The organism is Pannonibacter sp. Q-1, assembly GCF_054073275.1.
In genome coordinates, this window is sequence record NZ_JBSXNB010000008.1 from 202310 (window position 1) to 227298 (window position 24989).

Annotated in this window: 24 protein-coding genes; 14 read left to right on the forward strand and 10 right to left on the reverse strand. The window is 64.1% G+C overall.

What is annotated here, in order from left to right:
• Positions 1 to 16: 16 nt before the first annotated feature.
• The 4 genes from ACVNHC_RS20875 (at position 17) to recQ (ending at position 4417) form a co-directional block, all read left to right on the forward strand.
• Positions 17 to 916, forward strand: coding sequence for a LysR family transcriptional regulator (locus ACVNHC_RS20875; protein ID WP_094463641.1), 900 nt, complete (start codon positions 17 to 19; stop codon positions 914 to 916).
• Between the two features lie 64 nt (positions 917 to 980).
• On the forward strand, positions 981 to 1358 hold the full coding sequence (locus ACVNHC_RS20880; protein ID WP_374629086.1) for an MAPEG family protein: 378 nt from the start codon (positions 981 to 983) through the stop codon (positions 1356 to 1358).
• A 164-nt stretch (positions 1359 to 1522) separates the two neighbouring features.
• Complete coding sequence (locus ACVNHC_RS20885) at positions 1523 to 2419, forward strand: GNAT family N-acetyltransferase (protein ID WP_122522758.1); 897 nt, start codon at positions 1523 to 1525, stop codon at positions 2417 to 2419.
• A gap of 111 nt (positions 2420 to 2530) precedes the next feature.
• A complete protein-coding gene (gene recQ, locus ACVNHC_RS20890; protein ID WP_457169225.1) occupies positions 2531 to 4417 on the forward strand; it encodes a DNA helicase RecQ in 1887 nt (628 codons plus the stop codon).
• A 216-nt stretch (positions 4418 to 4633) separates the two neighbouring features.
• Here recQ and ACVNHC_RS20895 read toward each other — a convergent pair whose 3' ends face one another.
• Together ACVNHC_RS20895 and gloB are read right to left on the reverse strand one after the other, a co-directional pair.
• The gene (locus ACVNHC_RS20895) at positions 4634 to 5071 is read right to left on the reverse strand and encodes a cupin domain-containing protein (protein ID WP_457169227.1); all 438 of its coding nucleotides are present in this window, start codon (positions 5069 to 5071) and stop codon (positions 4634 to 4636) included.
• 3 nt (positions 5072 to 5074) lie between these two features.
• The gene (gene gloB / locus ACVNHC_RS20900) at positions 5075 to 5848 is read right to left on the reverse strand and encodes a hydroxyacylglutathione hydrolase (protein WP_163001455.1); all 774 of its coding nucleotides are present in this window, start codon (positions 5846 to 5848) and stop codon (positions 5075 to 5077) included.
• 135 nt (positions 5849 to 5983) lie between these two features.
• Here gloB and ACVNHC_RS20905 point away from each other — a divergent pair, with 135 nt between their 5' ends.
• Complete coding sequence (locus ACVNHC_RS20905) at positions 5984 to 6766, forward strand: class I SAM-dependent methyltransferase (protein ID WP_055455823.1); 783 nt, start codon at positions 5984 to 5986, stop codon at positions 6764 to 6766.
• A 3-nt stretch (positions 6767 to 6769) separates the two neighbouring features.
• Here ACVNHC_RS20905 and metW read toward each other — a convergent pair whose 3' ends face one another.
• Positions 6770 to 7402 carry a methionine biosynthesis protein MetW gene (gene metW, locus ACVNHC_RS20910; protein ID WP_058898539.1) on the reverse strand — a complete coding sequence of 211 codons (633 nt, stop codon included), beginning with the start codon at positions 7400 to 7402 and terminating at the stop codon, positions 6770 to 6772.
• Between the two features lies 1 nt (position 7403).
• Positions 7404 to 8654, reverse strand: coding sequence for a homoserine O-acetyltransferase MetX (gene metX, locus ACVNHC_RS20915; protein ID WP_457169230.1), 1251 nt, complete (start codon positions 8652 to 8654; stop codon positions 7404 to 7406).
• A 248-nt stretch (positions 8655 to 8902) separates the two neighbouring features.
• Here metX and pheA point away from each other — a divergent pair, with 248 nt between their 5' ends.
• From pheA to ACVNHC_RS20930, 3 genes are all read left to right on the forward strand, one after another.
• Positions 8903 to 9772 carry a chorismate mutase gene (pheA, locus tag ACVNHC_RS20920; protein ID WP_058898538.1) on the forward strand — a complete coding sequence of 290 codons (870 nt, stop codon included), beginning with the start codon at positions 8903 to 8905 and terminating at the stop codon, positions 9770 to 9772.
• Between the two features lie 63 nt (positions 9773 to 9835).
• Entirely contained in the window at positions 9836 to 10942 is a 1107-nt protein-coding gene (gene hisC, locus ACVNHC_RS20925) for a histidinol-phosphate transaminase (RefSeq protein ID WP_457169233.1), read from the forward strand.
• Between the two features lie 77 nt (positions 10943 to 11019).
• Positions 11020 to 11955 carry a prephenate/arogenate dehydrogenase family protein gene (locus tag ACVNHC_RS20930; protein WP_050473869.1) on the forward strand — a complete coding sequence of 312 codons (936 nt, stop codon included), beginning with the start codon at positions 11020 to 11022 and terminating at the stop codon, positions 11953 to 11955.
• A gap of 112 nt (positions 11956 to 12067) precedes the next feature.
• Here ACVNHC_RS20930 and ACVNHC_RS20935 read toward each other — a convergent pair whose 3' ends face one another.
• Positions 12068 to 13249: a hypothetical protein gene (locus ACVNHC_RS20935; protein WP_457169235.1), complete on the reverse strand. Its 1182-nt coding sequence runs from the start codon at positions 13247 to 13249 to the stop codon at positions 12068 to 12070.
• A gap of 435 nt (positions 13250 to 13684) precedes the next feature.
• Between ACVNHC_RS20935 and ACVNHC_RS20940 the strand changes: the two genes are divergently transcribed.
• Positions 13685 to 15613: a putative bifunctional diguanylate cyclase/phosphodiesterase gene (locus ACVNHC_RS20940; RefSeq protein ID WP_457169237.1), complete on the forward strand. Its 1929-nt coding sequence runs from the start codon at positions 13685 to 13687 to the stop codon at positions 15611 to 15613.
• Positions 15614 to 15657: 44 nt separating this feature from the next.
• On the opposite strand, the gene ACVNHC_RS20945 is transcribed toward ACVNHC_RS20940, so the two are convergent.
• Positions 15658 to 16560 carry a polyprenyl synthetase family protein gene (locus ACVNHC_RS20945; RefSeq protein WP_457169239.1) on the reverse strand — a complete coding sequence of 301 codons (903 nt, stop codon included), beginning with the start codon at positions 16558 to 16560 and terminating at the stop codon, positions 15658 to 15660.
• A 308-nt stretch (positions 16561 to 16868) separates the two neighbouring features.
• On the opposite strand from ACVNHC_RS20945, the gene mtgA reads away from it, so the two are divergent.
• The 3 genes from mtgA (at position 16869) to ACVNHC_RS20960 (ending at position 18501) form a co-directional block, all read left to right on the forward strand.
• Entirely contained in the window at positions 16869 to 17567 is a 699-nt protein-coding gene (mtgA, locus tag ACVNHC_RS20950) for a monofunctional biosynthetic peptidoglycan transglycosylase (protein ID WP_050473970.1), read from the forward strand.
• A gap of 145 nt (positions 17568 to 17712) precedes the next feature.
• Positions 17713 to 17898, forward strand: coding sequence for a 50S ribosomal protein L32 (gene rpmF, locus ACVNHC_RS20955; protein ID WP_026355869.1), 186 nt, complete (start codon positions 17713 to 17715; stop codon positions 17896 to 17898).
• A 183-nt stretch (positions 17899 to 18081) separates the two neighbouring features.
• Positions 18082 to 18501, forward strand: coding sequence for a hypothetical protein (locus ACVNHC_RS20960; RefSeq protein ID WP_050473865.1), 420 nt, complete (start codon positions 18082 to 18084; stop codon positions 18499 to 18501).
• 132 nt (positions 18502 to 18633) lie between these two features.
• Here the strand turns inward: ACVNHC_RS20960 and ACVNHC_RS20965 are convergent, their stop codons facing one another.
• The 3 genes from ACVNHC_RS20965 to ACVNHC_RS20975 all read right to left on the reverse strand — a co-directional run bounded on the left by ACVNHC_RS20965 (position 18634) and on the right by ACVNHC_RS20975 (position 21481).
• Positions 18634 to 19284, reverse strand: coding sequence for a septation protein A (locus ACVNHC_RS20965; RefSeq protein ID WP_058898532.1), 651 nt, complete (start codon positions 19282 to 19284; stop codon positions 18634 to 18636).
• Positions 19285 to 19447: 163 nt separating this feature from the next.
• Positions 19448 to 20176 carry an acetoacetyl-CoA reductase gene (gene phbB, locus ACVNHC_RS20970; RefSeq protein ID WP_457169242.1) on the reverse strand — a complete coding sequence of 243 codons (729 nt, stop codon included), beginning with the start codon at positions 20174 to 20176 and terminating at the stop codon, positions 19448 to 19450.
• Between the two features lie 123 nt (positions 20177 to 20299).
• Complete coding sequence (locus ACVNHC_RS20975) at positions 20300 to 21481, reverse strand: acetyl-CoA C-acetyltransferase (RefSeq protein ID WP_019965308.1); 1182 nt, start codon at positions 21479 to 21481, stop codon at positions 20300 to 20302.
• A 332-nt stretch (positions 21482 to 21813) separates the two neighbouring features.
• Here ACVNHC_RS20975 and phaR point away from each other — a divergent pair, with 332 nt between their 5' ends.
• Entirely contained in the window at positions 21814 to 22416 is a 603-nt protein-coding gene (phaR, locus tag ACVNHC_RS20980) for a polyhydroxyalkanoate synthesis repressor PhaR (RefSeq protein WP_050473863.1), read from the forward strand.
• 344 nt (positions 22417 to 22760) lie between these two features.
• Here phaR and ACVNHC_RS20985 read toward each other — a convergent pair whose 3' ends face one another.
• Positions 22761 to 23192 (reverse strand): GlcG/HbpS family heme-binding protein, encoded by a 432-nt coding sequence (locus tag ACVNHC_RS20985; protein ID WP_050473862.1) that lies wholly within the window; start codon positions 23190 to 23192, stop codon positions 22761 to 22763.
• A gap of 168 nt (positions 23193 to 23360) precedes the next feature.
• Here ACVNHC_RS20985 and ggt point away from each other — a divergent pair, with 168 nt between their 5' ends.
• On the forward strand, positions 23361 to 24938 hold the full coding sequence (gene ggt / locus ACVNHC_RS20990; protein ID WP_457169294.1) for a gamma-glutamyltransferase: 1578 nt from the start codon (positions 23361 to 23363) through the stop codon (positions 24936 to 24938).
• The last annotated feature ends 51 nt before the right edge of the window (positions 24939 to 24989 follow it).

Here is a 24989-nt window from a genome sequence, read left to right on the forward strand (position 1 = left end):
CTGAAGTGAATAATCAATGGATGGCATTCTCCGCCTCCGCCTGTTCCGCAGCATTGCCACACTCGGCAGCTTTGCCGCCGCTGCGCGCAGCCACGGCCTGTCTCCGGCCGCCGTCAGCAAGGCCATGTCGGAGCTGGAGGGCGATCTTGGCGCAAGGCTCTTCCACCGCACCACCCGCCGCCTCAGCCTGACGGAGGCGGGCACGCTCTATCTCGACCAGATCCGCCGGGTGCTGGAGGATCTGGAAGAGGCGCAGCAGTCTGTCGGCAATCTCAGTTCAGAACCTTCTGGCCTGCTGCGAGTGAGTGCGCCCATGACATCCAGCCTTGTCCTCATCACCAGCCGCATCCCGGAGTTTCTGGCACGCTACCCGAAAGTCTCGCTCGACCTTGACCTGGACGACCGGCGCGTGGACCTTGTCCGAGACGGCTTTGACATGGCCCTGCGCGGCGGACGCCGGGATGAGGACCGGGAGCTGATCGTCAAGAGGCTCGGGGCGCTGAAACACGTTCTCTGCGCTTCGCCCGCATACCTTGCCCGCGCCGGCACGCCGCAAGAGCCTGCCGACCTTGCCCGGCACGAGTGCATCCGTTTCACCTTGTCCGGCCACGCGGACGAATGGACCTTCTTCCGCAATGGCAAGGAGCACCGGCAGCGGGTGGCCGGGCGCTACAAGGTTTCCTCCAGCCTAGCCGTCATGGATGCCCTGCGCGCCGGCTTCGGCCTCAGCCTCATTCCGCAGGCCTATGTGGCGGCGGACCTGGCAGCGGGAACGCTTGTCCGGCTGCTGCCGGAGTGGGGCATGAGCGAGGTAACGATCAACGCCGTCTATCCCTCGCGCCGCCACGTCCCGGCCAAGGTTCGCGCCTTCGCCGGGTTCATTGGCGATGTGCTGCGTGACACCTTGAGAGATTGACCGGGCCGCTTAAAACGTTACCTCTCCACACAGAAATTCCAGCAAACGCCAAAAGGATCATCCCATGCCCGTCGCAATCTGGTGCGTGCTCGTTGCCGCATTCCTGCCCATCCTGTCGGTGTTTCCCGCCAAGCTCACCAGAGACTTCAGCAATGCCCGCCCGCGTGACCCGGCCTTCTGGGCAGAAGGCTTCAGGGCACGGGCGCAAGGCGCGCAAGCCAATGGCTTCGAGGCCTTTCCACTCTTTGCCGTTGCCGTACTCGTGGCTTATCAGCAGGGCGGCGACCCGTTCTGGATCGATGTGCTGGCGGCGGCCTTCATCGGGCTGCGCGTCCTTTATGTGCTTTGTTACTGGATGGACAAGGCCACCCTGCGCTCGCTCGTATGGATTGCGGCAACAGCCTGTGCAGTTGCCATCTTCACCAGTCCCGTCTGGAGCTGATGGGCGGACGGGCGCCCACCGCGACAAAAAATGCCCGCTTTGTGACAGAATGCTGTCACAGGGCTCTGCGAGGCTGACGGTTCATGGCCATTGCAGGTTGCCGTCTGGATCTGTAACCATCAGGCCATTAAGGGCATATTTCGCCCGCCTTGAGGATTGTGCCCGTGCCGCGTTTCCAGCACCCTGATTCGGCCCTCCTGACACAGAGCCACACAGATGAGACCAGCGGCTCCGCCCGCCATATCGTCGATGTGCTGATTGCCGAACGGGGCAAGCACGTGATGGCCGCCCCGTGGTGGCCGCTGTTCCGGCCCCTCGCCTACCGCATGCTGCGCTATTTCGATGCGCTGGAAATGGCAGACGCCATCTCCAACCTGCCGGCGGAAGAGGTCTTCGTTTATCTGTCCAATCTGTTGCAGGTGAAGCTGACCGTTGAGGGACTGGACCGCATTCCGGCAGAAGGGCCCTGTATCCTCGTCTCCAACCACCCGACAGGCATCGCTGATGGTGTGGCGCTCTATGACGCGGTGAAGAGCCGCCGCAGGGACATTTCCATCTTCGCCAACCGGGATGCGGTGCGCGTCAATCCGCGCCTTGCCGACATGATCGTGCCGGTGGAATGGCGCGCAGGCTTCAAGACCCGCGAAAAAACGCGTGAAACCCTGAAGAACGCCGCCTCCGCCTTCGAGCGCAACCGCGCCGTGGTGCTGTTCCCCTCCGGCCGCCTTGCCTACATGAAGGATGGCAAGCTGACGGAGCGGCCGTGGATGACGTCGGCACTGGCTCTGGCCCGCCGCCATCAGGTGCCGGTCATTCCCATTCACATGGGCGCGCGCAACTCCCGCCTGTTCTACTTCCTCGCAAAGGTCTCGATCGAGCTGCGCGACATGACCGTCTTCAACGAGCTTCTGAACAAGAAGGGCGCGCACTTCCGCTTCCACGTGGGCGAGCCGCTGGCACCCGGCCAGCTGGACGGCGACCTTGCCGAAGTCACCAACAAACTCCGCATCCACTGCGCCGAGACCCTGGCGCAGGATCCGGATGCGCGGTTCAGCCTGTGAAGCCCCTCCCGCTGCAAAAAACCTCGCGGTCTTGCACAGGTCATCCACAGGCTGACATTGCCCGGGGCGGGCGAATAGGGGATGGTGCGGCGACGAAGGAATCACCTGTTCATGCCGCAAGCACAGCCTCGTCTCGCCGGGACAGAGTACACAGCAGCGTCTGAGGGCACCGCAAGGCCCGCAGCGAAGGATCCTGCACAGGTTCTGGCGGATGTGTTCGGCTACCCCAGTTTCCGCGGCCGCCAGCGCGAGGTGGTGGACACGCTGATCGCCGGGGACGATGCGGTGGTGCTGTTCCCCACAGGCGCGGGCAAATCCATGTGCTTCCAGATCCCCGCCCTCTGCCGCCCCGGCACGGGCGTGGTGATCTCTCCCCTCATTGCGCTGATGAAGGATCAGGTGGGTGCGCTGACGGGCGCGGGCGTGCGCGCTGCCGCGCTCAATTCCTCCGTTCCGCCGGAAGAGCAGGCGCGCATTGCCGCAGAGCTGCGCAACGGCACGCTCGACTTCCTCTATGTCACACCCGAACGGGTGGCGACGGCCGGTTTCTCCCGCCTCCTGGATGGTGCGGCCATCTCGCTCTTTGCCATCGACGAGGCCCATTGCGTCAGCCAGTGGGGGCATGATTTCCGGCCCGAATATCTGCAGCTGGCCAGCCTTGCGGACCGTTATCCCGGTGTGCCGCGCGTGGCCCTGACCGCCACCGCCGATCCGCATACGCAGGAGGACATCCGCGTCCGCCTGAAGCTGGAGACGGCGCAGGTCTTCACCACCTCCTTCGACCGGCCCAACATCCGCTACGAGATCGTCGAGCGGGTGAACCAGCGCCAGCAGCTGCTGGATTTCCTCAAGCGCCACAAGGGCGAGAGCGGCATCGTCTATTGCCTGTCCCGCGCCAAGGTGGAGGACATCGCCAATTGGCTGACGGAGAAGGGCATCCGCGCCCTGCCCTATCACGCCGGGCTCGACCGGGAGATCCGCGAGGCCAATCAGGACGCTTTCCTGCTGGAGGAAAACCTCGTGCTGGTGGCGACCGTTGCTTTCGGCATGGGCATCGACAAGCCGGATGTGCGTTTCGTCGCCCATCTCGACCTGCCGTCTTCCGTCGAGGCCTATTATCAGGAAACCGGACGTGCCGGCCGTGATGGCGCACCGGCCGAGGCGTGGATGGCCTATGGCATGGCCGACATGGTGCAGCGCCGGCGCATGATTGCCGAAGGCGAAGCGCCGGAAGAGGTGAAGCGGGCAGAAACCGCCAAGCTCAACGCCCTTGTCGGCATCTGCGAGACCGCCGGATGCCGCCGTCAGGCGCTGCTGGCCCATTTCGGCGAGACCTATCCCAAGCCTTGCGGCAACTGCGACACCTGCCTGTCACCGGTGGAAACCTGGGACGGAACGGAAGCTGCCGCCAAGTTCCTCTCCGCCATCTACCGCACCGGCCAGCGCTTTGGCGCGGGCCATGTGATCGATGTGCTGCTGGGCAAGGAAAACGACAAGATCTCACGCTTCGGCCACGACAAGCTGTCGGTCTATGGCATCGGCAAGGAGTTCTCGCCGAAGACCTGGCAATCGGTGGCGCGCCAACTGGTGGCCATGGGCCTCGTCGGCGTCGATCATGCCAACTACGGCGCGCTGGTGCTGACGGACGAATGCCGCGCCGTGTTCCGCAACGAGCGCAAGGTGCTGCTGCGCCGCGACCGCGCCGCCGCCAGCCTCAGAGCCTCGCGCGGGGAACGGTCGGCCAGCCTGGCCGATGATCTTGATCCGGAAGACCGGCTGCTGTTTGAACGTCTGCGCCGTCTGCGCACCCAGATCGCCCGGGAAAACGAAGTACCGCCCTATGTGGTGTTTCCGGACGCGACCCTTGCCGGCATCGCCATCGCCCGGCCCGTGACCTCCCATGCCCTTCTCGCCGTCTCCGGTGTCGGCCAGTCGAAACTCGACCGCTACGGCTCGCAGATCATCGATCTGGTCGAGGCCTTTGAAGCGGGCGTGTGAGCCGGGCAACGCCTGATTTTCCACCCCTCAATCGTCATCCCGGACGAAGCGCAGCGGAGATCCGGGACCGGTGAGCAGAGGTGTAAGTTGGTTGTCCCAAGAGCCAGAGCCGGCAGACCTTGGCTCACCGGTCCCGGATCGCGCAGGGCGCGTCCGGGATGACGATGGAGGGGTTTGAAACAGCACGGAAGGGTCTTAATTCCCCCCCATCCCCCCTCACGGCTGCCAGCCTTCCGGGGCCATTTCGAAGCCGTCGAAGGTGAAGCCGGGGGCGACCGTGCAGCCCACGAGGGTGAAGTCACCGAGGCTTTGCGCCTGCTGCCAGGCGTGGCGCGGCACCACCGCCTGCGGGCGCTGCCCGGCGGCCAGATCGGACCCGAGGGTCACAAGCTCAACCGGCCCTTCTCCGTCACTGATCAGAAGCTCCAGCGGCGCGCCGCCGTACCAGTGCCACACCTCCACCGCATCCACCTTGTGCCAGCGCGACAAGACGCCCTCCGGCAGCAGGAAATAGATCGCCGTCGAGGCCGGGCGGCCTGATGCATCGCAGACCGGATCGCGGAAGGTCTCGGCATAATAGCCGCCCTCGGGATGCGGCTGCATGCCCAGCGTTTCGATGATTTCGGCGGCAGTGAATCCGGTCAGCGGTCTCATGGCTCAGAACCTGTCCTTGCGTCCCCGCAGTTCCGCGAAGACTTCGGCAGGGCTGGCCCCTGCCATGCCGAGGGCTGCGGCGAGGGCCGGATCACCCGCCCGCAGGAACGGATTGGTGGCCCGCTCCCGCCCCATCGTGGTGGGCAGGGTGGCCATATGCTCCGCCCGCAGCCGCTCCACCTCTGCTACCCTTTCCTTGAGCGCAGCGTTATCCGGATCAACACTCAGCGCGAAACGGGCATTGGACAGAGTATACTCGTGGCCGCAGTAGACAACCGCATCATCCGGCAGGCGGCGGTTCAGCTTGTCGAGCGAGGCCCACATCATTTCCATGTCGCCCTCGAAGACGCGCCCGCAGCCCAGCGAGAACAGGGTGTCGCCCGTGTGGATGACCCCCGCCTGTTCGAACCACCAGGAGATCTGGTCCAGCGTATGGCCCGGCGTCGAGATGGCTTCCACCTTCAGCTCGGCGATGTGGAAGATGTCGCCGTCTTCCACCACTTCATCGAGGCCGGAAATCTTGTCGCGCGACAGGCCGGGGCCGATGACCCGCGCGCCCGTGGCTTCCTTCAGCGGCACCAGCCCCTGCACATGGTCCCAGTGATGATGGGTGATGAGAATATGCGTGAGGCGCCAGCCGGTTTCGGCCAGTTCCGCCAGATAAGGCGCGGCGTCCGGCACATCGATGGCGATCACCGATCCGCTCTCCGGATCGCGTGCCAGCACACCGTAATTGTCGGACAGGCAGGGAAACTGCCTGATCTGAAGCCGCGCCATCTTGTCTCTCCCGTTGATGAATCCGGCCTGCAGAGTGGCAAATGCCGCAGGCAGGGGCAAGGGCGATCGGGTCATCAGCCCTTGCGTCTTGGGTCAAGGCAAGGTTCAATCGCGCCGAATTGAACCGGGCAGGCCATGTATCTCGACGTTGCTGATCTCAGAACCTTTTACGACCTGCCGCTTGGCCGCCTGCTGCGCAGCCTCATCGGCGCGCGCGTGCGCTCTCTCTGGCCCAGCGCGAAAGGCGAAAGCCTGCTTGGCATCGGCTATGCGGGACCGTTCCTGCGCCCTTACATGGATGAGGCGGAGCGCTGTGTGGCGGCCATGCCGGCGGCGCAGGGCGTCGTCCACTGGCCGCGCGAGCGGGCCAATGCCTCGGTTCTGGTGGAAGCGGATCAGCTGCCCTTTTCCGACAGTTTCTTCCAGCGCGCCATCATGGTGCATGCGCTGGACATGGCGGGCGATCCTGCCGCCCTGCTGCGCGAGGCCTGGCGTGTGCTGGTGCCGGGCGGCAAGCTGATCGTCATCGTGCCGAACCGGCGCGGTGTCTGGGCACGGGCGGAAACCTCGCCCTTCGGCTATGGCCGCCCTTTCTCCAAGAGCCAGATCCAGGCGCTGCTGCAGAGCTGCCAGTTCGACGTGATCTCGAGGGAAGAAACGCTCTACATTCCCCCGGTGAAGTCGAAGGTCATCCTGCGCTCGGCCCGCACCTGGGAAACCGTGGGCCGCGCGCTCTGGCCGGCCTTTGCAGGTCTTCTGGTGATCGAGGCGCAGAAACGGCTCTACAAGCCTGCCCAGGCCGATGGCGGCAAACGCAGCGTGCTCAGGGTGCTGAGACCCGTCTTCGTGCCGGAGGCCGGTGTCACCCCCGGCCTCAATCCGAACCGGCGCGACAGAACGCCGCCGCGCACCCGCTGAAGCTCAGCGGCGCAGCAGGAACACCGCCTGCTCGCCCACCAGATTCCACAGCCACCAGGGCGCATTGAAGGTGATGCGCGCGCCCTGCCCGTCGAGCGCAACGGCCTTCACCACCGTGGCATCCATCTCTTCCACCAGCGCCACGAAGTCGCGGATGGAACAGAAGTGGATGTTGGGCGTGTCATACCACTGGTAGGACAGATACTTGGTCACCGGCATGCGCCCGCGCAGCAGAAGCTGCATGCGGTTGCGCCAATAGGCAAAATTCGGGATCGAGACGACCACCTGCCCGCCGATGCGCAGCAGTTGCTCCATCACGCCCTTCGGATCGCGGGTGGCCTGCAGCGTCTGGCTGAGGATCACCACATCGAAGGCATTGTCCGGATAGTCAGCAAGATCCGTGTCGGCATCGCCCTGCACCACGGACAGCCCGCGTGCCACGGCCTTGTTCACGCCGCCCTGCGACAATTCCATTCCGCGCCCGTCGACACGCCGCCGCTCGGCCAGGAGCTGCAGCAGCGCCCCATCCTCACAGCCCACGTCCAGCACCCGCGCGCCCTCGGGCACAAGGTCGCACATTACGAGGTGATCGCCGCGCGGCTGGTTCAGTGTTCCGCCCGTGTTGCCGTTTGCCATCTTACGCTCCTCCCGGTCCGGCAATGCCACGTGCCGCTGCTGCTCCCGTCAGGAAGCCGCGCACGGTGCGGAACATTTCCGGCTCATCCAGCAGGAAGGCATCATGGCCGCGATCGCTGCTGATCTCCACGAAGGAGACGTTGGCCGCAGCCGCATTCAGCGCCCGCACCACCGCCTTGCTTTCCGATGTCGGGAACAGCCAGTCCGAGGTGAAGGACATGACGCAGAAGCGGGTCGGCGTATGCAGGAAGGCCTTGCTCAGGGCTCCGTCATGTTCCGCCGCCAGATCGAAGTAGTCCATCGCCCTCGTCACATAGAGATAGGAATTGGCATCGAACCGGTCGACAAAGGTCATGCCCTGATGGCGCAGGTAGCTTTCGATCTGGAAATCCGCATCGAAGCCGAAGGTCAAAGCCTCACGGTCCTGCAGGTTGCGGCCGAATTTCTGATGCAGCGACATGTCGGACATGTAGGTGATATGCGCGGCCATGCGCGCCACGGCGAGCCCCTTGCTCGGGCGGGTGCCATCGGCAAGGTAGCTGCCGCCGCGCCAGTCGGGATCTGCCATCACGGCCTGACGGCCCACCTCGTGGAAGGCGATGTTCTGCGAAGAATGGCGCGCGCCGGTGGCAATCGGCACGGCGGAGAACACGCGCTCGGGGAACAGCGCCGCCCATTGCAGCACCTGCATGCCGCCCATGGAGCCGCCGACCACGGCAAACAGGGTTTCGATGCCCAGATGATCCACCAGCCGCGCCTGCGCGCGCACCATGTCACGGATGGTCACCACCGGCATGGTCAGCGCATAGGGCTGGCCGGTTTCCGGATTGGTGGAGGCCGGGCCCGTGGTGCCCATGCAGCCGCCCAGCACATTGGCGCAGATGACGAAGAAACGATCCGTATCCACCGGCTTGCCGGGACCCACCAGCATCGTCCACCAGCCGGGCTTGCCGGTCACCGGATTGCGCGAGGCGACATACTGGTCGCCGGTCAGCGCGTGGCAGATGAGAATGGCGTTGCTGCGGTCCGCATTGAGCGTGCCGTAAGTTTCATAGGCGATCTGCCAGTTGGCCAGCGTGCCGCCGGCATCCAGCGGCAGCGCCTGATCCGGCCCGAAACGCAGGCACTGGCTGCTGGGCGTGTCGATTTCCCGGCGCTGTGCCTTTTCCAGATCGGCAAGGCTCGCGGCCACGGCGGCAGCACCGGCAGCTGCACCGTCCTGCGGGATCGAAGTCTGAGGTGTATCGGTCATGCCGGACGCATCATCCCGTTTTCACTGGCCGCTTCAAGGGCCGTTCTCACGCGCCATTTTCCCGAGAGAGGCCTGCCCTGCCGGGCGGCGGAAGCCTCGCTGCGGCAACAGCGCGCCACCATCTTCAAGGGGTTGTTAGCTAGGGTTCGCGGGGCCATGGTGTCAACGTTTTCTTTTGCTTTCCGCCCGCTTGCTGCCTATGACTATCGCCGAATGCATCGCATGTTTCAGGAAGGCATTTCCCGCCCATGGCCAGTGACCACACCCAAGGCACCGCTCTCGACAGCCTGCGCCAGCGCATCGACGTGCTCGACGCCGAGCTGCACCGTCTGCTGATGGAGCGGGTGCGCGTCATCGACGGCATCGTTGCGGCCAAGCGCGCCAGCGGCGCAGACGGCGTGATGTTCCGCCCGGACCGGGAAGCCGACATGATGCGCCGCATGGTCGAGCGCCACGAAGGCAGCCTGCCGCTGACCAGCGCCGAGCATCTTTGGCGCGAGATCATCACTGCCTGCACCCGCCTTCAGGGCGAGTTTCAGGTGCATCTGGACGGATCCGCCGACATTGCTGCCATGCGCGATGCCGCGCGCTTCTACTTCGGCTTTGCCGTGGAGATGGAAACAGCAGGCGATCCGGCGGATGTGGTCGGCACGGTTGCCGCCTCCCATTCGGACCTTGGCGTCATCGCCCTGACCGAGCGGGCTGAACTGCCCTGGTGGCGCGGTCTGGGACAGGACGGGGCACAGATCATCGCCCGCCTGCCCTTCTTTGTGGCCGAGGAGCGCCCGGCGGATCTGGCTTCCATGGTCATCAGCCGTCCCATTCCGGGTTCCGGCACGCCGGACACGGCGGTCTATGATGCCCGCTGGCGCGGCGTTCTGCCCGGCAGCCTGATGGATTCGGGCCTCGAAATCCTGAGTTTCTTCCGCCATGCTGACGGCGTTGACGCCCTGCTGGCCGCCTCCGGCGACATCAGCGAAGACGAGGTTCTGACGCTCTGCCGAGAGGCCGGGGCCGAGCCGGACGTGCTGCGCTTTGTCGGCGGCTATGCCGCTCCCATCGACATCGATGAGGGCGAGGCGGACGAGCTTGACGATTTCAGCGAAGACCAAGACTGATATCCTGCCCCGCAGGCCTTTCACAGACAGCGGCCAAACACACGAGAGACAGAGACAACTTCCATGGACAGCGCCAGCAAATCCCGCCCCCAACCGCGCGCAGGCATTCTCGACATTGCCCCTTATGTTCCCGGCAAGTCCAAGGCCTCGGGCACCGGCAAGGTGCACAAGCTGTCCTCGAACGAATCCCCGCTGGGCGCCAGCGAAGCGGCAAAGAAGGCCTATGCGGAAGCCGCCTCCAAGCTGGAGCTTTATCCGGATGGCGCGTCCACGGCCCTGCGTGACGCCATCGGCGAGGTGGTGGGCATCAACCCGGAGCGCATCATCTGCGGCGCCGGGTCGGACGAGATCCTGACGCTCATCGCCAACACCTATCTGGCGCCGGGCGATGAGGCGATCTATTCCGAGTTCGGCTTCCTCGTCTATCCGATTGCCATCCGCGCTGCCGGTGCAACGCCCGTTGTCGCCCCGGAAAAGAACCTGACGACGGATGTGGACGCGATCCTTGCCCGCGTGACGGAGAAGACCAAGATGGTCTTCCTCGCCAACCCGAACAACCCGACCGGCACCTACATTCCCTTTGACGAGGTGCGCCGCCTGCACGCGGGCCTGCCCTCCCATGTGGTGCTGGTGCTGGACGCGGCCTATGCGGAATATGTGCGGCGCAATGACTACGAGAGCGGCATCGAGCTGGTGGCGACCTCGAACAATGTCATCATGACGCGCACCTTCTCCAAGATCTACGGCCTCGCCAATCTGCGCCTCGGCTGGTGCTTCGGCCCGGCAGAGATGATCGACGCCATGAACCGCATCCGCGGGCCTTTCAACGTCTCGGGACCGGCCATGGCGGCCGGCATTGCCGCGATCCGCGACCGTTCCTTCGTGGACGCAGCCATCGCCCACAACGAGACTTGGATGGCCTGGACGGCGGCGGAGATCGAAAAGCTCGGCCTCAAGACCACGCCCAGCGTCGGCAACTTCCTGCTCATCCACTTCCCGGATGAGGACGGCAAGCGCGCCGCCGATGCAGATGCCTATCTGTCGGAGCATGGCCTGATCCTGCGGATGGTCGCCAATTACGGCCTGCCGGGCGCGCTGCGCCTGTCCATCGGCACCGAGGAAGCCAACAAGGCGGTGGTTGCCGCTCTTGCCGGTTTCATGGCGCGCTGAAAGCGCCAAGCCCCTGATGGCCCGGCCCAGCCCCAGCGGCAGCCGGGCCAAACCCATTTGAAGACACCAGACGAGACATGTCAGATCCCCATTTTCAGCGCGTTGCCCTGATCGGCATCGGCCTCATCGGCTCCTCCCTCGCCCGCGTCATCCGCGAAAAGGGTCTGGCGGAGACCATCACCATCTCGACCCGCTCGGCGCCGACGCTGGCCCGTGCGGAAGAGCTGGGGCTTGGGGACCGATACTGCCTCTCGGCAGCGGATGCGGTGAAGGATGCGGATCTGGTGGTGGTCAGCGTGCCGGTCGGCGCTTCGGAAGAGGTGGCGAAAACCATCGCGCCGCATCTGAAGCCGGGCGCGATCCTGACGGACGTGGGCTCGACCAAGGGTTCGGTCGTGTCGCAGATGGCCCCGCATGTGCCGGAGGGTGTGCATTTCATCCCCGGCCACCCGATTGCAGGTACGGAGCATTCCGGCCCGGATGCAGGCTTTGCCGCGCTGTTCCAGAACCGCTGGTGCATTCTGACGCCGATGCCGGACACGGATGCCGGGGCGATTGAAAAGCTCGCGGCCTTCTGGACCGCCTGCGGCTCCAATGTGGACACCATGGACCCGCAGCACCATGACTTGGTGCTCGCGATCGTGTCGCACTTGCCGCATATCATCGCCTATAACATCGTCGGCACCGCCGATGATCTCCAGACGGTCACCAAGTCGGAAGTGATCAAATATTCCGCTTCCGGCTTCCGCGACTTCACCCGTCTGGCTGCGTCCGACCCCACCATGTGGCGCGACGTGTGCCTGCACAACAAGGATGCGATCCTTGAAATGCTGTCGCGGTTTTCGGAGGATCTCTCCGCCCTGCAGCGGGCCATCCGCTGGGGCGACGGACAGGCTCTGTTCGACCTGTTCACCCGCACGCGCGGCATCCGCCGCTCGATCATCGAGGCCGGCCAGGAAACCCCGGCGCCGGACTTCGGCCGTCAGGCCGCAGCCCCCGGCGCAGGCGAATAAGACCAGACCTTGATGAGATGTCTCATCCAGGTTTGGTCAAGCCCGTGCGGCGTTTGAGCATTTTCAAGGCGTGATGCGTCAGCATCGTCAGACTTGGTCTAAGGGCACGTCCTCAGACCGTCACATCCGTCTGCAGCACAAGGCTGACGGATGTGGACGACAGGTTGACGGCCGTCGTGTTGATGGACACCGAAACGCCCACCGTTCCGGCCGGCATCGCGCTGTCCGCAGGTGTGCCCATTCCGGGGAAGAGATTGGCAATGCCGCCCGCGCTTCCCTCAACGCCCGGCATGCCCTGCTCTTGAAGCTGCGACGCGCGGAACTCGTTCAGCGCCTTGCGGCCTTCCTCGATCTCGCGCTTGGCCTTGGCCAGTTCCTTGCGCTCTTCCCTGTCATTCTTGTCGGCAAGGCCTTCGATCTGCTTCGCCAGAAGATCGATTTGCTTTTCCATGTCGCGCAGCTTGTCATAGTCGGCCTGCTTGCGGGCGCTGCCGTCATAGGCGCTGCCATAGGCCTTCACCGTCACCTGCGTGCTGTTGTAGGAGGCGATGGCCTCGCGCACTTCCAGCAAAAGCCGGGCCGAGGGCTCCTGTTCTGCGCCAGACTCTTCTCCCGAATCTTCTGCAGAATCTTCCCCGGCGGCTTGCTGGCCAGCGGCGGCATGGCCGGAAGTCTTGTCCGTGGCCGGAGCGTCCTGCCCGGATGCTGCATCTGCCTGCTCCGCCGGTTTGCCGGTTGCAGCAGCCGTGCCGGATTGCGCCTTCGCAGAAGCACTCTGTTCTATGGGCTTTCCCGTCAGAACGGACGCCACTTCCAATGCGGCAGAGCCCTCCAGCAGGACAGCTGAAGCCGATGCTTCGGAGTAAGAAGCTTCGGAAGAGGATGCAGACAGGGTGATGGAAGAACCGGCCGTGGCCTGTCCGGCCACCGCCTTGCTGCCGCCATCCGACAGGGACTGGGCGGCCAGCTTGAAATCCTGGCCCAGTTTCTTCAACTCGCGGATCAGGGCCTTGGCCTGCGCCGGGCTTGCAAACTTCAGCCGTTCCTTGAGGGCATCGATGCGCTGCTGCAATCGGGCGATCTTGTCCGCACGCTGGTCGTCCTTGGCCTTGGCCATGGCGTCTTGCAGCGAGTTGCCGAGTTGCAGGGAGCCCTCGACCTCCTTGAGGAACTCCTCGGAGAACTCACCAAGAATCCCGTCCTTGGCGATCGACAGGAGCTTCGCATCCTGCTTGTCGAGACGGCCCTGCGCCACATTGCTGGACGTCCCGCCCTTTTGCTCCATGATCGTCATGGACTGAGGCCTGGACGGTGCCCGCTGAGAAAGCCCAGCCGCCGGGCTGGCAGTGGCGGCGAGAGATGCAAGCATTGCGTCTTCTCCTTGGAACCGCGTTCATTCATCCAAAGGCTGCGGCTGGAGGATGGAAGCAGGACCAGTCATAATTCCGGCGCAACAGCAGAAATTTGCGGCAGCCTGGCAACTGAAACCATCTTGAATTGTATCAATCCAATTCTTAACAAAGCATTAACTTTTTACAACCATGGGCAGAGGAAGGCCTCGGCATTTACCACTCTAGGCATCACGCTCTGGATAGGGAAAATTAGGGAGTTTCTGTCTAGCTTCTTCCGGGGTGGAGCGGGGGTGATGATGAGAAAGCCGGAAAGATCTGCAGATTTTCAGCTGATTGGCGGGTCTATACTTATTGCACTCATCTTTGTCGCAATCGCGATGTCTGTGCTGGGAACGGCGGTCAGCCACTGGGTCCGGCAGGATGCCAGGATCCAGAGCGCAGCACTTGCAGAAGCACTGGCCGGTAAGCTGCCTGATCTTGCCGGAATTGTCAGCGGCACGGCCCCCTCACAACAGGAAACTCAAGCCCTTGCGCTGATGCAGGCTCTCGGCCGGACCACACGTATCATTCTGGCAACGCCGGATGGAGATCCTGTCCTGCGGGTCGAAGACCGGCGGGTCGAGCTTCTGCGTGGCCCATCCGCGCCAGAGACCCGGCTGACGGCCGCCAAGACCCCGGACCGTCTTCACACAACGGTCGAAAGAAATTTGCTGGCAGGCCGGATATCGATCACGGCGGTAACGACCTTGCCCGTTCAGCAGGAAGGCCGGACGGTTGCACTGCTTGAGACAGTCATCGACGAATCCGAACTGGCGGCAGGCTTCCGCAAGGATCTGATCCTTGCAAGCCTCGTGCTGGCATGCCTGCTGGGGCTGGCCTTTGCCATCTGCTTTTCCTGGATCATGACTGCGGTGCGCGCCCGCAATGCCTCGGAAGAACGGGCCGAATTCCTGGCCAGCCACGACCGGCTGACCGGGTTGTTGAACCGCACGGCCTTCCAGGCCCGCCTGGAAACAGCCTTGTCGGAACTGGACCGGGGCCGTTCAATCGCGCTGCATCATCTCGACATCGACCGGTTCAAGCGGATCAACGACGAACTGGGGGAAGATGGCGCCGATGGGCTGATCCGGCTGGTGGCGCTGCGCCTGAGCGAAATGGTGCGGCCGGGCGACTTCGTTGCCCGTCTGGGCGGTGATGAACTGATCGTGGCCCAATGCGGCATCACGTCGGCGCAACAGGCAGAAGCCATGGCCGCGCGGCTCGTTGAACAGCTTTCTGAAGTTTACGCCCTGGAGGGCCGTGAAGTTCAGATCTCTGTCAGCGCCGGAACCAGCCTCGCCCCGGCGGACACGACTGTTGCCAATGAGCTGATGACAAAGGCAAGCATGGCGCTGCAGTTCGTCAAGTCCACCGGCAGCCGTGGCTCGGGCTTCTTCAGCGACACGATGGAAGAGGAGCTGAACAGCCGCCGCCAGCTGGAGCAGCTGTTGCGCTCCGCAATCCAGAACAATCTCCTCAGCCTCAATTTCCAGCCGATCCTCAGTCTGTCACAGAACCGGATCTCAGGCTTTGAAGCCCTGATGCGGATGAGCGACGGGAGCGGCGCCCCTGTCTCGCCTGCACTCTTCATTCCCGTTGCAGAAGAACTGGGCCTGCTGCCGGAGTTTGGCGAGTGGGCCCTGCGGCAGGCCTGCGGAGCAGCGGTGGGCTGGGGCGGTGACATTGCCGTCGCCGTGAACCTGTCTCCCACGCAGTTTGCCTCTGGCAACCTGCCGCAGAAGGTGGCTGACGCTCTTCAGGCCTCCGGGCTTCAGGCCAGCCGGCTGGAACTGGAAATCACCGAAGGCATCCTGCTGCAAGACACCGGCGCCATCCTGCAGCAGCTGACCGATCTGAAAGCGCTCGGTGTCAGCATCGTCATGGATGATTTCGGCACCGGATATTCCAGCCTCAGCTATCTGTGGCGCTTCCCCTTCGACAAACTCAAGATCGACCGCAGCTTCATGGAGGCCTATTCCCATTCGGGCGAGACCATCCAGCAGATCCTCAAGGCCATCGTGGCCCTTGGCCGGGCCTTGAAGCTGCAGGTGACGATCGAAGGCATCGAGACCGTATTTCAGGCCCGTGTCATCCGGGATCTGGAGATCGACAATGTGCAGGGCTACCTGTTCGGCAGGCCCGTCACCGCAGCGGAAATTCCCGGTGTGATGCTGCGGGACATGGCCAAGGCGATGAACACGGGTCAGGATACGGCCTCCAGCGCCGCGCCCGGCCCAAAAGCCTGCCCCAAAACGGCCTCAAGCTGAGGCCCCGCAACCTGCGGGGGCCGGGCACGGCTCAGGCCTGACGATCAGCGGTCGCGGAAGGCAACGAAAGCTGCGACTTCCGCCAGACGCCTGCCGCCCTCGCCGGCGCCCGCCACCAGATGCTCCGCCTCGGCGACAAGGCCTTTGAGAATGGCGCGGGTGCGCTCGGGCCCATAGAGGCTGACCAAGGTGGCCTTGCCCGCCTCGGCATCCTTGCCCGTCGCCTTGCCCATGACTTCCGGCGAGGCCTCCAGGTCCAGAAGATCATCCGCCAGCTGGAAGGCCAGGCCGATGATCTCCCCGAACCGGGTCATGCGCGCCACATCGTCAGGGGCTGCCCCGGCCAGAATGGCACCGGCACGGCAGGCATAGCGCAGCAGCGCGCCGGTCTTCATCGCCTGCAGGGTGCGGATCTCGTCCTCGGACAACTGCCGGTGCTCTGCCGCCAGATCCAGCATCTGCCCGCCCGCCATGCCGCCAACACCGGACGCGCGCGCCAGTTCCTGCGACAGCTGCAGCCGCACCGAAGGATCGGCATGGACCTCAGGAGCCGCAATCAGATCAAAGGCCAGCGTCAGCAAGGCATCGCCCGCCAGAATGGCGGTTGCCTCGTCAAAGGCCTTGTGAACGGTCGGCTGGCCCCGGCGCAGGTCGTCATCATCCATCGCCGGAAGATCGTCATGCACCAGTGAATAGCAATGCACGCATTCCAGCGCGGCAGCCGCCAGTAGAACGCCCTCGTCCCTGCGGCCGAAGGCAGCGGCGGTTTCGGCAACCAGCAGCGGACGCAGACGCTTGCCGCCATTGAGCGAGCCATGGCGCATGGCCGCAAGCAGGCGCTCCGGCCGCAGAACCTCGCCCGGCCGCGGCGCGTCCGACAGCACCTTGCCCAGAACCGCATCCATCTGCTGCACCATCTGGCGCAGGCTGTCCTCAAGCCACGTCATTGCATCTGCCCTTCACGCAAGGCTCCAACCGGATGCCCTCGTCACCCGAAACCGGTCCGCCGTCAAGACGGCTTGCACATCTTCCGCCCGGCTTTGACGCAGGACCCAACCGCATGTAGAAACGGCAGGAAGGCACGAGGCGGCATGCACCCGCCGCAATGGTGAGGAGCAGCGTTCCTTTGGCCCAGGAAGATGGCTTGCCAGGCAGCACGACCAGTCCGCCGGAAACGCGGCATCCGGGCACGCTGGACACGGGTGTGCGCGAGACAGACGCGCCCGGAACCAGTGATGGGAATGAGGCCGCAAGAATGCCGCGCAACCGGACAAGACGCAGCCTGAAGATCACCCGGATCATCGTCTGGACGCTGTTGCTGCTTGTCCTAGCGCCGCCGCTGCTGACAGTCATTTATTCCGTTGTCCCGCCCATCAGCACGCTGATGATCGGCCGCTATGCGCAAGGCCTCTGGGTGGACCGGCAATGGCGGTCTCTCGATCAGATTTCCCCGCATCTGGTGCGGGCCGTGATCACCTCCGAGGACGCCCGCTTCTGCGAGCACCGGGGCGTGGACTGGGATGCCCTGCATGGGCAGATCCAGAAGCTCAATGCCGGCCAGGAAGCACGCGGGGCCTCCACCATCACCATGCAGCTGGCCAAGAACCTGTTTCTCTGGGGCGACCGCAGCTTCATCCGCAAAGGGCTGGAACTGCCCACCGCGCTGATGATCGACCAGATCCTGACCAAGCGCCGGATCATGGAGCTTTATCTCAATGTCGCCGAATGGGGCGAAGGCATCTTCGGGGCGGAAGCGGCCGCGCAGGCCTGGTTCGGCAAGTCAGCCGCAGACCTGACGCAGGCCGAGGCCTCGCGCCTTGCCACGGCCCTGCCCAATCCGATCCTCAGGAATCCCGCCAGACCCGGCCGGGGACACGCCCGCTTGGCCGACACGAATCAGCGCCGGATCGCGAATGCGGGCAACATTTTCGGCTGCGTTCTGGCCAGCCGCTGAGGCGGTGAAGAAAAATTCTGTTATGGACTGGCAAAAGCCTTCAGTTGCCTGTATAACCCCGCCCATTCTTACACGCTGCGTGATGCCACGCCCCGGGCAATCCCGGTCCGGGCCGCGCTGACTATGGACCACGGAGAACAAAAAAATGGCCGTTCCGAAGAGAAAAACCTCGCGCATGAAGCGCGGTTTTCGCCGTTCCGCGGACGCCCTGAAGCAGCCGACCTACGTCGAGGACAAGGATTCGGGCGAACTGCGCCGCCCGCATCACGTTGACCTGAAGACCGGCATGTACCGGGGCCGTCAGATCCTGCAGCCGAAGGCCGACGTCTGAGGCAAGGATCGCGACTGCGATCTCAAGATCAAGGCTGGTGGCAACACCGGCCTTTTTCGTGTGCACCGGAGAGCGGATCAGGCCGGCTGACGCCGGCAATGCAAGGCGTGATGCGCCGGCAGCGAAAGAGTTGGTATAAGACAGGCTGCATCACTGCAGAATCGAGTCTCCAAGGAGAGGCGCATGTCCAGGTTCCTGTCCCTTCCCCTGACGCTCATCCCCCTCGCGCTTTACAATCTGACCGCCTTCGGCTTCTTCGGGAGCCCTGCCGGGGATCCGTGGTTCCAGCCGATGCTGACGCTGGAGCTGGTATCGGGCGCAAGGTTCTCGCTGGTCTCGGGTGACCTGATGATCCTTTGCGGGCTGGTGGTGCTGTTCCTTGAAATCCTCAAGGCCACCCGCACCGGCACGGCAGCTCTCTCCGACCACATCCTGTCGATGATGGTCTTTGCCGTCTATCTGGTGGAGTTCCTGACCGTGCCGCAGGCCGCCAGCTCGGTTTTCTTCATCCTGACGGTGATCGCGATGATCGACGTGATTGCAGGCTTCACGGTCAGTCTCACCGGCGCCCGCCGGGACATCAGCCTCGACGGGCGGGACTAACACCAACGCTCGATGAGCTTGACTTATCGAGCATTGGTGAAGCCCGTGCGGCCTTTGAGCCTTTTCAAGGCGTGGTGCGTCAGCATCTCAGAGCCTTGGCATAAACCGCCAGCACGCGCTCCGGACTGGCTGTCAGGCGTCCGTCTTGCCGCTGCCCTCTTCGGGCAAGGCATGGCGCTGGATCAGCGGCAGCTGGGTCATGGTGAAGATCAGCGTGATCGGCATCATGCCGAACACCTTGAAGCTGACCCAGAAATCCGTCGAGAAGCTGCGCCAGATCACTTCATTCAGCACCGCCAGCGCCAGAAAGAACAGCCCCCAACGCAGGGTGAGAATGCGCCAGCCCTCGTCCGTCAGGCGGAAGGCGCTGTCGAAGACATAACCCAGCAGCGATTTGCCGAAGAAAAGCCCGCCCAGCAGGATGACGCCGAACAGGGTATTGATGATCGTCGGCTTCAGCTTGATGAAGAGATCATCATGCAGCCACAGGGTCAGCGCACCAAAGACGAAAACGATGATACCGGAGACGAGCGGCATGACCGGCAGGCGCCGCGTCAGATAGAGCGACACGGCCAGCGAAATGGCAATGGCCACCATGAAGGCGGCGGTCGCCAGAAAGATCGGCGCACCAAAGACGCTGAGCGCCGGAAAGGCCGCCGCGATCTGCTCGCCGCGCGTGTTGAACAGGAAGAAGACCGCCAGCGGCCCCAGTTCCAGCGCCAGCTTCAGCAGCGGCGCCATGTCCTTGTGTGCAGGGTCGTTCGGGGCCCGTTCAAATTCCATGCTCACTCCACCAGCCACCGGCTGTAATTATGCCTGCCTGCAGATAGGAACAGCAGGGTCACAAGGTCAAGGGCGCAGCGCCCTGCCGGTGGAGTTTCGGAATAGAAAACCCCGCCGCAGCCTTCAGGGCCACGGCGGGGCTGGGTCAAAACATCACGCTCTATCAGCCGTTGGCGATGTACTGGCCGCCGTTGATGGTCATCACCGCGCCGGTCATGAAGGCAGCCGCGTCGGAAGCGAGATAGACCACCGTCTGGGCGATTTCCTCCGGGTGGCCGAGACGGCCGACCGGGATGCCCGAGACGATCTGCTGCAGCACCTTTTCCGGCATGGCGGCGACCATATCGGTGTTGATGTAGCCCGGACAGACCGTGTTGACGGTGATGCCCTTGAAGGCATTTTCCTGCGCCAGCGCCTTGCTGAAGCCGATCACACCGGCCTTGGCGGCGGAGTAGTTGGCCTGGCCCATCTGGCCCTTCTGGCCGTTGATCGAGGAAATGTTGATGATGCGGCCCCAGCCCCGGTTGCGCATGCCCTCGATGACCGGGCGGGTCATGGTGAACATGCTGTCGAGGTTGGTGGACATCACCGCGCGCCACTGGTCGAACGTCATCTTGTGGAACATGCCGTCACGGGTGATCCCGGCGTTGTTCACCAGGATCTCGACCGGGCCGAGCTCTGCTTCCACCTTGGCAATGCCTTCGGCGCATTCCTGCTCATTGGCCACGTCCCACTTGTAGACGTGAATGCCCGTGGCCGCCTTGAAGGCTTCGGCCTTTTCCGTGTTGCCGGCATAGGTGGCGGCAACCGTGTAGCCTGCCGCCTTCAAACCCAGAGAAATGGCCTCACCGATACCGCGGGTGCCCCCGGTGACCAACGCAACCTTGCTCATTCATCTCTCCCCAGACTACGGGCCTGTTTCTTCAGCCCTGTTCCCGATTGAACTTCCCGGCAGATAGCCCGCCGGGAAGAAACTGGACATGCAGGCTCTTGCGGCCCGCTTCACAGCAAAGGCTTAGCGCTCGACGCAGAGCGCCACGCCCATGCCGCCGCCGATGCAGAGCGTCGCAAGGCCCTTCTTGGCGTCACGGCGGCCCATTTCGTGCAGCAGCGTGACGAGAACGCGCGCACCCGATGCACCAATCGGATGACCGATGGCGATGGCACCGCCGTTGACGTTGACGATGTCCGGGTTCCAGCCCATGTCCTTGTTGACGGCACAGGCCTGCGCCGCGAAGGCTTCGTTGGCTTCCACCAGATCGAGGTCGGCAACGCTCCAGCCGGCTTTCTCCAGCGCCTTGCGCGAGGCCGGGATCGGGCCGGAGCCCATGACGGCCGGATCAACGCCTGCCGTTGCCCACGACGCAATGCGGGCGAGCGGGGTAAGGCCGCGGCGGGCAGCTTCGGCCGCGCTCATCACCACCAGCGCCGCAGCGCCGTCATTGATGCCCGAGGCATTGCCTGCGGTGACGGAGCCTTCCTTGTTGAAGGCCGGGCGCAGCTTGGACATGCTTTCCAGCGTTGCGCCATGGCGGATGTATTCGTCATCCTCGATCACCTTGTCGCCCTTGCGGTCGGCGATGGTGACGGGCGTGATCTCGTCCTTGAAGCGGCCGGCCTTCTGGGCAGCTTCCGCCTTGTTCTGCGAGGCGAGGGCGAAGGCGTCCTGCTCGTCACGGCTGATCTGCCACTTCTGGGCGACGTTTTCCGCCGTCTGGCCCATGTGGTAGCCGTTGAAGGCATCCCACAGGCCGTCCTTGATCATGGTGTCGATCATCTTGTAGTCGCCCATCTTGTAGCCGGCGCGCATCGGTGCGCAGTGCGGCGAGAGCGACATGTTTTCCTGGCCGCCTGCAATCACGATGCTGGCGTCGCCGCACATGATCTGCTGGGCAGCAATGGCCACCGTGCGCAGGCCGGAGCCGCAGACCTGGTTGAGCAGCCACGCGGTGGAATCCTGGGAGAGGCCGGCGGCAATGGCGGCCTGACGGGCCGGGTTCTGCCCCTGACCGGCGGTGAGCACCTGGCCGAAGATCAGTTCGTTGACGTCGGCGGCATCCACGCCTGCCTTTGCCAGCGCTGCCTTGATGACGGTGGCACCCAGCTCATGGGCCGGTGTATTGGCGAAAGACCCGTTGAATGAACCCACGGCCGTGCGGGTGGCACTGACAATAACGACGTCTGTAGAAGCGCTCATGAAGACCTCCTGAAACTGATTCCTCCCGGGATATGGCGGGTCCGCCGCTTGTTTTTTCTGACAGGACCACACTCCCCGCTCCGTCAGACTAGAGACTGTGAAACGCGACAAGTCAACCGCTCTTCGCGCCCGCAACAACCCGTATAGCGTGCACCGCACACCCGCTTTCGCCCCGCAGCAGGAAAAGGCTGGCATGGGTGCCCGGCTTTGGCATAGTCTTGTCGCGGAGGACGCTGCAACACGGGGAAGATGTTGCAGCAAAAGAGGAACTTGCCGCCACCGGCCCCGCATGTCCGGGCAGGCAGGAAAGGCAACCGGGAGCGACAGACGAGATGGCCAAGACGACCGAGCCCACGATCATCAAGAAATACGCCAACCGCCGCCTCTACAACACAGGCACCAGCACCTATGTGACCCTTGAGGATCTGGCCGTGATGGTGAAGGGCGAAGAGGATTTTGTGGTTTTTGACGCCAAGACCGGCGAAGACATTACCCGCTCCGTCCTCACCCAGATCATTTTCGAGCAGGAAGGCAAGGGCGGGCAGAATCTGCTGCCGATCACTTTCCTGCGCCAACTGATCCGCTTCTACGGGGACAGCATGCAGGGCCTGGTGCCGAGCTATCTCGAGTTCTCGATCTCCTCCCTGACCAAGGAGCAGGACAAGCTGCGCGCCCAGATGAGCGAAGCCTTCGGCGCCAGCGCCTTCGAGATGATGGAAGAGCAGGTGAAGCGCAACACCGAAATGTTCGAGCGGGCGATGAAGATGTTCATGCCCTTCTCGCTGCCCGGCGCAGCCACCCCCGGCACGGCCGCAGCGCCCGCCGCCGCACCGGAAAAACCGGCCGCCTCCGCCGGATCGGATCTGGACGACATGAAGAAGCAGCTGGCCGCCATGCAGAAAAAGCTCGACGCGATCAGCGGCAGCAAGGACTGAGGCAGCCCCCCCGGCGCGCCGTCTCACCAGACCGCGCTCACGTCCGCGAAATACCCTGGACGTGAGACGGCAAGGGCCGCGGGTACCTCTCAGACGGCAGTGTTTGAACCGGGCTGCCGGCCAGGCACCAACTCCTCTCCCCCCTTGAGGGGGAGATGCCCCCGGCAGGGGGCAGAGGGGGGTAACGGACTGTCCATTTATGCGAGAGGCAGAACCCAGTTGAGACGCTGATACCCCCCTCTGTCTGCTGGCGCAGACATCTCCCCCTCAAGGGGGGAGAGGGGCTCTGCGGCAAAAGGAGAATGCGGTGCTCCCCCTTACGTCCGATGGTAAGAGCCGGCTCCTCAGCCGCAGTCCGGCTTGAAACCGGCTGCTTCGATGCCTGCCACGGCGCAGGCCTCGTCATTGTCCGAAGTGTCGCCGGAGATGCCCACGGCGCCGAGGATTTCCCCTGCGCCATCGCGGATCAGCACGCCGCCGGGCACCGGCACGATGGCACCGCCCGAAATGCCGTTGAGCGCCTGGACGAAATGCGGCCGCTCGGCAGCTGCCGTGTTGAGCCAGCGCGAGCCCGCCCCGACACCGACAGCACCATAGGCCTTGCCGAAGGCAATCTGCGGCCGCAGGATCGAGGAATTGTCCTGCCGGACCATGGCGACCAGATGCCCGCCGGCATCGATCACCGCCACGGTCAGCGGCTTCAGCTTCAGGCTCTCCGCCTTTGCCAAAGCGGCAGAGATGATTGTCTGTGCGGACGAAAGTGTCAGTTTGCTCATGAGCCGGCTTCTCCTCTAGACTTGCTCAATGCAGGGCATCACCGCCCTGCCCTTCCATCTGGCTACCAGATCTTACGGACGGGACACAGCGGCAGCAGCGGGTAAAGATCTGCGCCGGGAGGGAAACAATGGGCGAGGGAGAATACGATCTTGGCGCGAAACTTTGAAATGCCCGGCCGCTCGCCGGTCTATGCCACCAACGGCCTTGCCGCCACATCCCACCCGCTGGCGACGGCCGCCGCCCTGGAGGTGCTGCAGGATGGCGGCAACGCGGTGGACGCGGCCATTGCCGCCGTCGCCGTGCAATGCGTGGTCGAGCCGCATATGACCGGCATCGGCGGCGATTGCTTTGCCATTGTGACGGAAGCCGATGGCCGCATGGCGGGCTTCAACGGTTCGGGCGCAGCACCAAGGGGCGTTTCCTCCACAGCCTTGCGCGATGCGGGACTGACCAGCATCAATCCGGAGAGCGCCCACGCGGTGACGGTGCCCGGCGCGGTGCGCGCCTGGGAGACCCTGCTGAAGGCCCATGGCACACTCTCCTTCGCCACCCTGTTCAAGCGTGCCATTGCCTATGCCCGCGACGGCTTTGCCGTTGCGCCGCGCGTCGCGCTCGACTGGCCGGCTTCCATTGCCAAGCTTTCGGCCGATGAAGCGGCCGCCAAGACCTATCTGCCCGGCGGCAAGGCACCGGAAGCGAGCGATATCCTGCGTTTCCCGGCGCTGGCAGACACGCTGGCCGCCATCGCCAGCGGGGGCGCGGATGCCTTCTACACCGGCGCAGTGGCCGAGGATATCGTTGCAACGCTGAAGGCACGCGGCAGCTACATGACGCTGGAGGATCTCGCCGCTTGCCACACCACCGCCGTTGCCCCCGTCACCCGCGACTACCGCGGCTATACCGTGGCCGAGCTGCCGCCCAACGGGCAGGGCATTGTGGCGCTGATCATGCTGGGCCTGCTGGAACGCTACGACCTTTCCAGCCTCGATCCGCTGGGCGGCGAGCGGCTGCATCTGGAAATGGAAGCAGCCCGCATCGCCTATGCCATGCGCGACCGGTTCGTCGCCGATCCGGGACATATGGATGCCTGCCACATGTCCCTCTTCGCCGATGACATGATCGAAAGACTTGCCCCGCTTCTCAACCCTGCCGCACGCACGCAGGACCTGCCCCTGCCCAGCGCCCCGCCGCAGACGGATACGGTCTATCTGACCGTCGCCGACAGCAGCGGCCTGACGGTGTCCTTCATCAATTCCATCTTCCACAGCTTCGGATCGGGCATTCTGGCGCCCAACTCCGGCGTGCTGCTGCACAACCGGGGCGCCAGCTTCAAGGTGGCGCCGGGTCATCCCAACACCATCGAGGGAGGCAAGCGGCCCATGCACACCATCATTCCCGCCTTCGTGCTGAAGGATGGGGCGCCCTGGATGTCCTTTGGCGTCATGGGCGGCCAGTATCAGGCCTGCGGCCACACCCATGTGCTGACCAACATGATCGACTATGGCATGGACGTGCAGCAGGCGATCGACTTCCCGCGTATCTTCATGGATGACGGCTTCAGCTTCCTGCAGGCCGAGAGCGGCATTCCGGCAGCGAGCCTCGACGTGCTGCGCGCCAAGGGCCACACCGTGAAGCAGGCACCTGCACCGATTGGCGGCTCGCAGGCCATCCGCATCGAGCGCAAGCGTGGCCTGTTTATCGGCGGTTCCGACCCGCGCAAGGATGGCCACGCGGCGGGATACTGAACCGAAAAGGCGAGAGGGCGGCTCCCCCCGAAACCGCCCCCTCCTGAAGCC

Bases quoted from the DNA above. Each gene is read 5' to 3' on its own strand.
- ACVNHC_RS20875 (WP_094463641.1), top strand. From the start codon at position 17: ATGGATGGCATTCTCCGCCTCCGCCTGTTCCGCAGCATTGCCACACTC.
- ACVNHC_RS20880 (WP_374629086.1), top strand. From the start codon at position 981: ATGCCCGTCGCAATCTGGTGCGTGCTCGTTGCCGCATTCCTGCCCATC.
- recQ (WP_457169225.1), top strand. From the start codon at position 2,531: ATGCCGCAAGCACAGCCTCGTCTCGCCGGGACAGAGTACACAGCAGCG.
- ACVNHC_RS20895 (WP_457169227.1), bottom strand. From the start codon at position 5,071: ATGAGACCGCTGACCGGATTCACTGCCGCCGAAATCATCGAAACGCTG.
- gloB (WP_163001455.1), bottom strand. From the start codon at position 5,848: ATGGCGCGGCTTCAGATCAGGCAGTTTCCCTGCCTGTCCGACAATTAC.
- ACVNHC_RS20905 (WP_055455823.1), top strand. From the start codon at position 5,984: ATGTATCTCGACGTTGCTGATCTCAGAACCTTTTACGACCTGCCGCTT.
- metW (WP_058898539.1), bottom strand. From the start codon at position 7,402: ATGGCAAACGGCAACACGGGCGGAACACTGAACCAGCCGCGCGGCGAT.
- metX (WP_457169230.1), bottom strand. From the start codon at position 8,654: ATGACCGATACACCTCAGACTTCGATCCCGCAGGACGGTGCAGCTGCC.
- pheA (WP_058898538.1), top strand. From the start codon at position 8,903: ATGGCCAGTGACCACACCCAAGGCACCGCTCTCGACAGCCTGCGCCAG.
- hisC (WP_457169233.1), top strand. From the start codon at position 9,836: ATGGACAGCGCCAGCAAATCCCGCCCCCAACCGCGCGCAGGCATTCTC.
- ACVNHC_RS20930 (WP_050473869.1), top strand. From the start codon at position 11,020: ATGTCAGATCCCCATTTTCAGCGCGTTGCCCTGATCGGCATCGGCCTC.
- ACVNHC_RS20935 (WP_457169235.1), bottom strand. From the start codon at position 13,249: ATGACGATCATGGAGCAAAAGGGCGGGACGTCCAGCAATGTGGCGCAG.
- ACVNHC_RS20940 (WP_457169237.1), top strand. From the start codon at position 13,685: ATGTCTGTGCTGGGAACGGCGGTCAGCCACTGGGTCCGGCAGGATGCC.
- ACVNHC_RS20945 (WP_457169239.1), bottom strand. From the start codon at position 16,560: ATGACGTGGCTTGAGGACAGCCTGCGCCAGATGGTGCAGCAGATGGAT.
- mtgA (WP_050473970.1), top strand. From the start codon at position 16,869: ATGCCGCGCAACCGGACAAGACGCAGCCTGAAGATCACCCGGATCATC.
- rpmF (WP_026355869.1), top strand. From the start codon at position 17,713: ATGGCCGTTCCGAAGAGAAAAACCTCGCGCATGAAGCGCGGTTTTCGC.
- ACVNHC_RS20960 (WP_050473865.1), top strand. From the start codon at position 18,082: ATGTCCAGGTTCCTGTCCCTTCCCCTGACGCTCATCCCCCTCGCGCTT.
- ACVNHC_RS20965 (WP_058898532.1), bottom strand. From the start codon at position 19,284: ATGGAATTTGAACGGGCCCCGAACGACCCTGCACACAAGGACATGGCG.
- phbB (WP_457169242.1), bottom strand. From the start codon at position 20,176: ATGAGCAAGGTTGCGTTGGTCACCGGGGGCACCCGCGGTATCGGTGAG.
- ACVNHC_RS20975 (WP_019965308.1), bottom strand. From the start codon at position 21,481: ATGAGCGCTTCTACAGACGTCGTTATTGTCAGTGCCACCCGCACGGCC.
- phaR (WP_050473863.1), top strand. From the start codon at position 21,814: ATGGCCAAGACGACCGAGCCCACGATCATCAAGAAATACGCCAACCGC.
- ACVNHC_RS20985 (WP_050473862.1), bottom strand. From the start codon at position 23,192: ATGAGCAAACTGACACTTTCGTCCGCACAGACAATCATCTCTGCCGCT.
- ggt (WP_457169294.1), top strand. From the start codon at position 23,361: ATGCCCGGCCGCTCGCCGGTCTATGCCACCAACGGCCTTGCCGCCACA.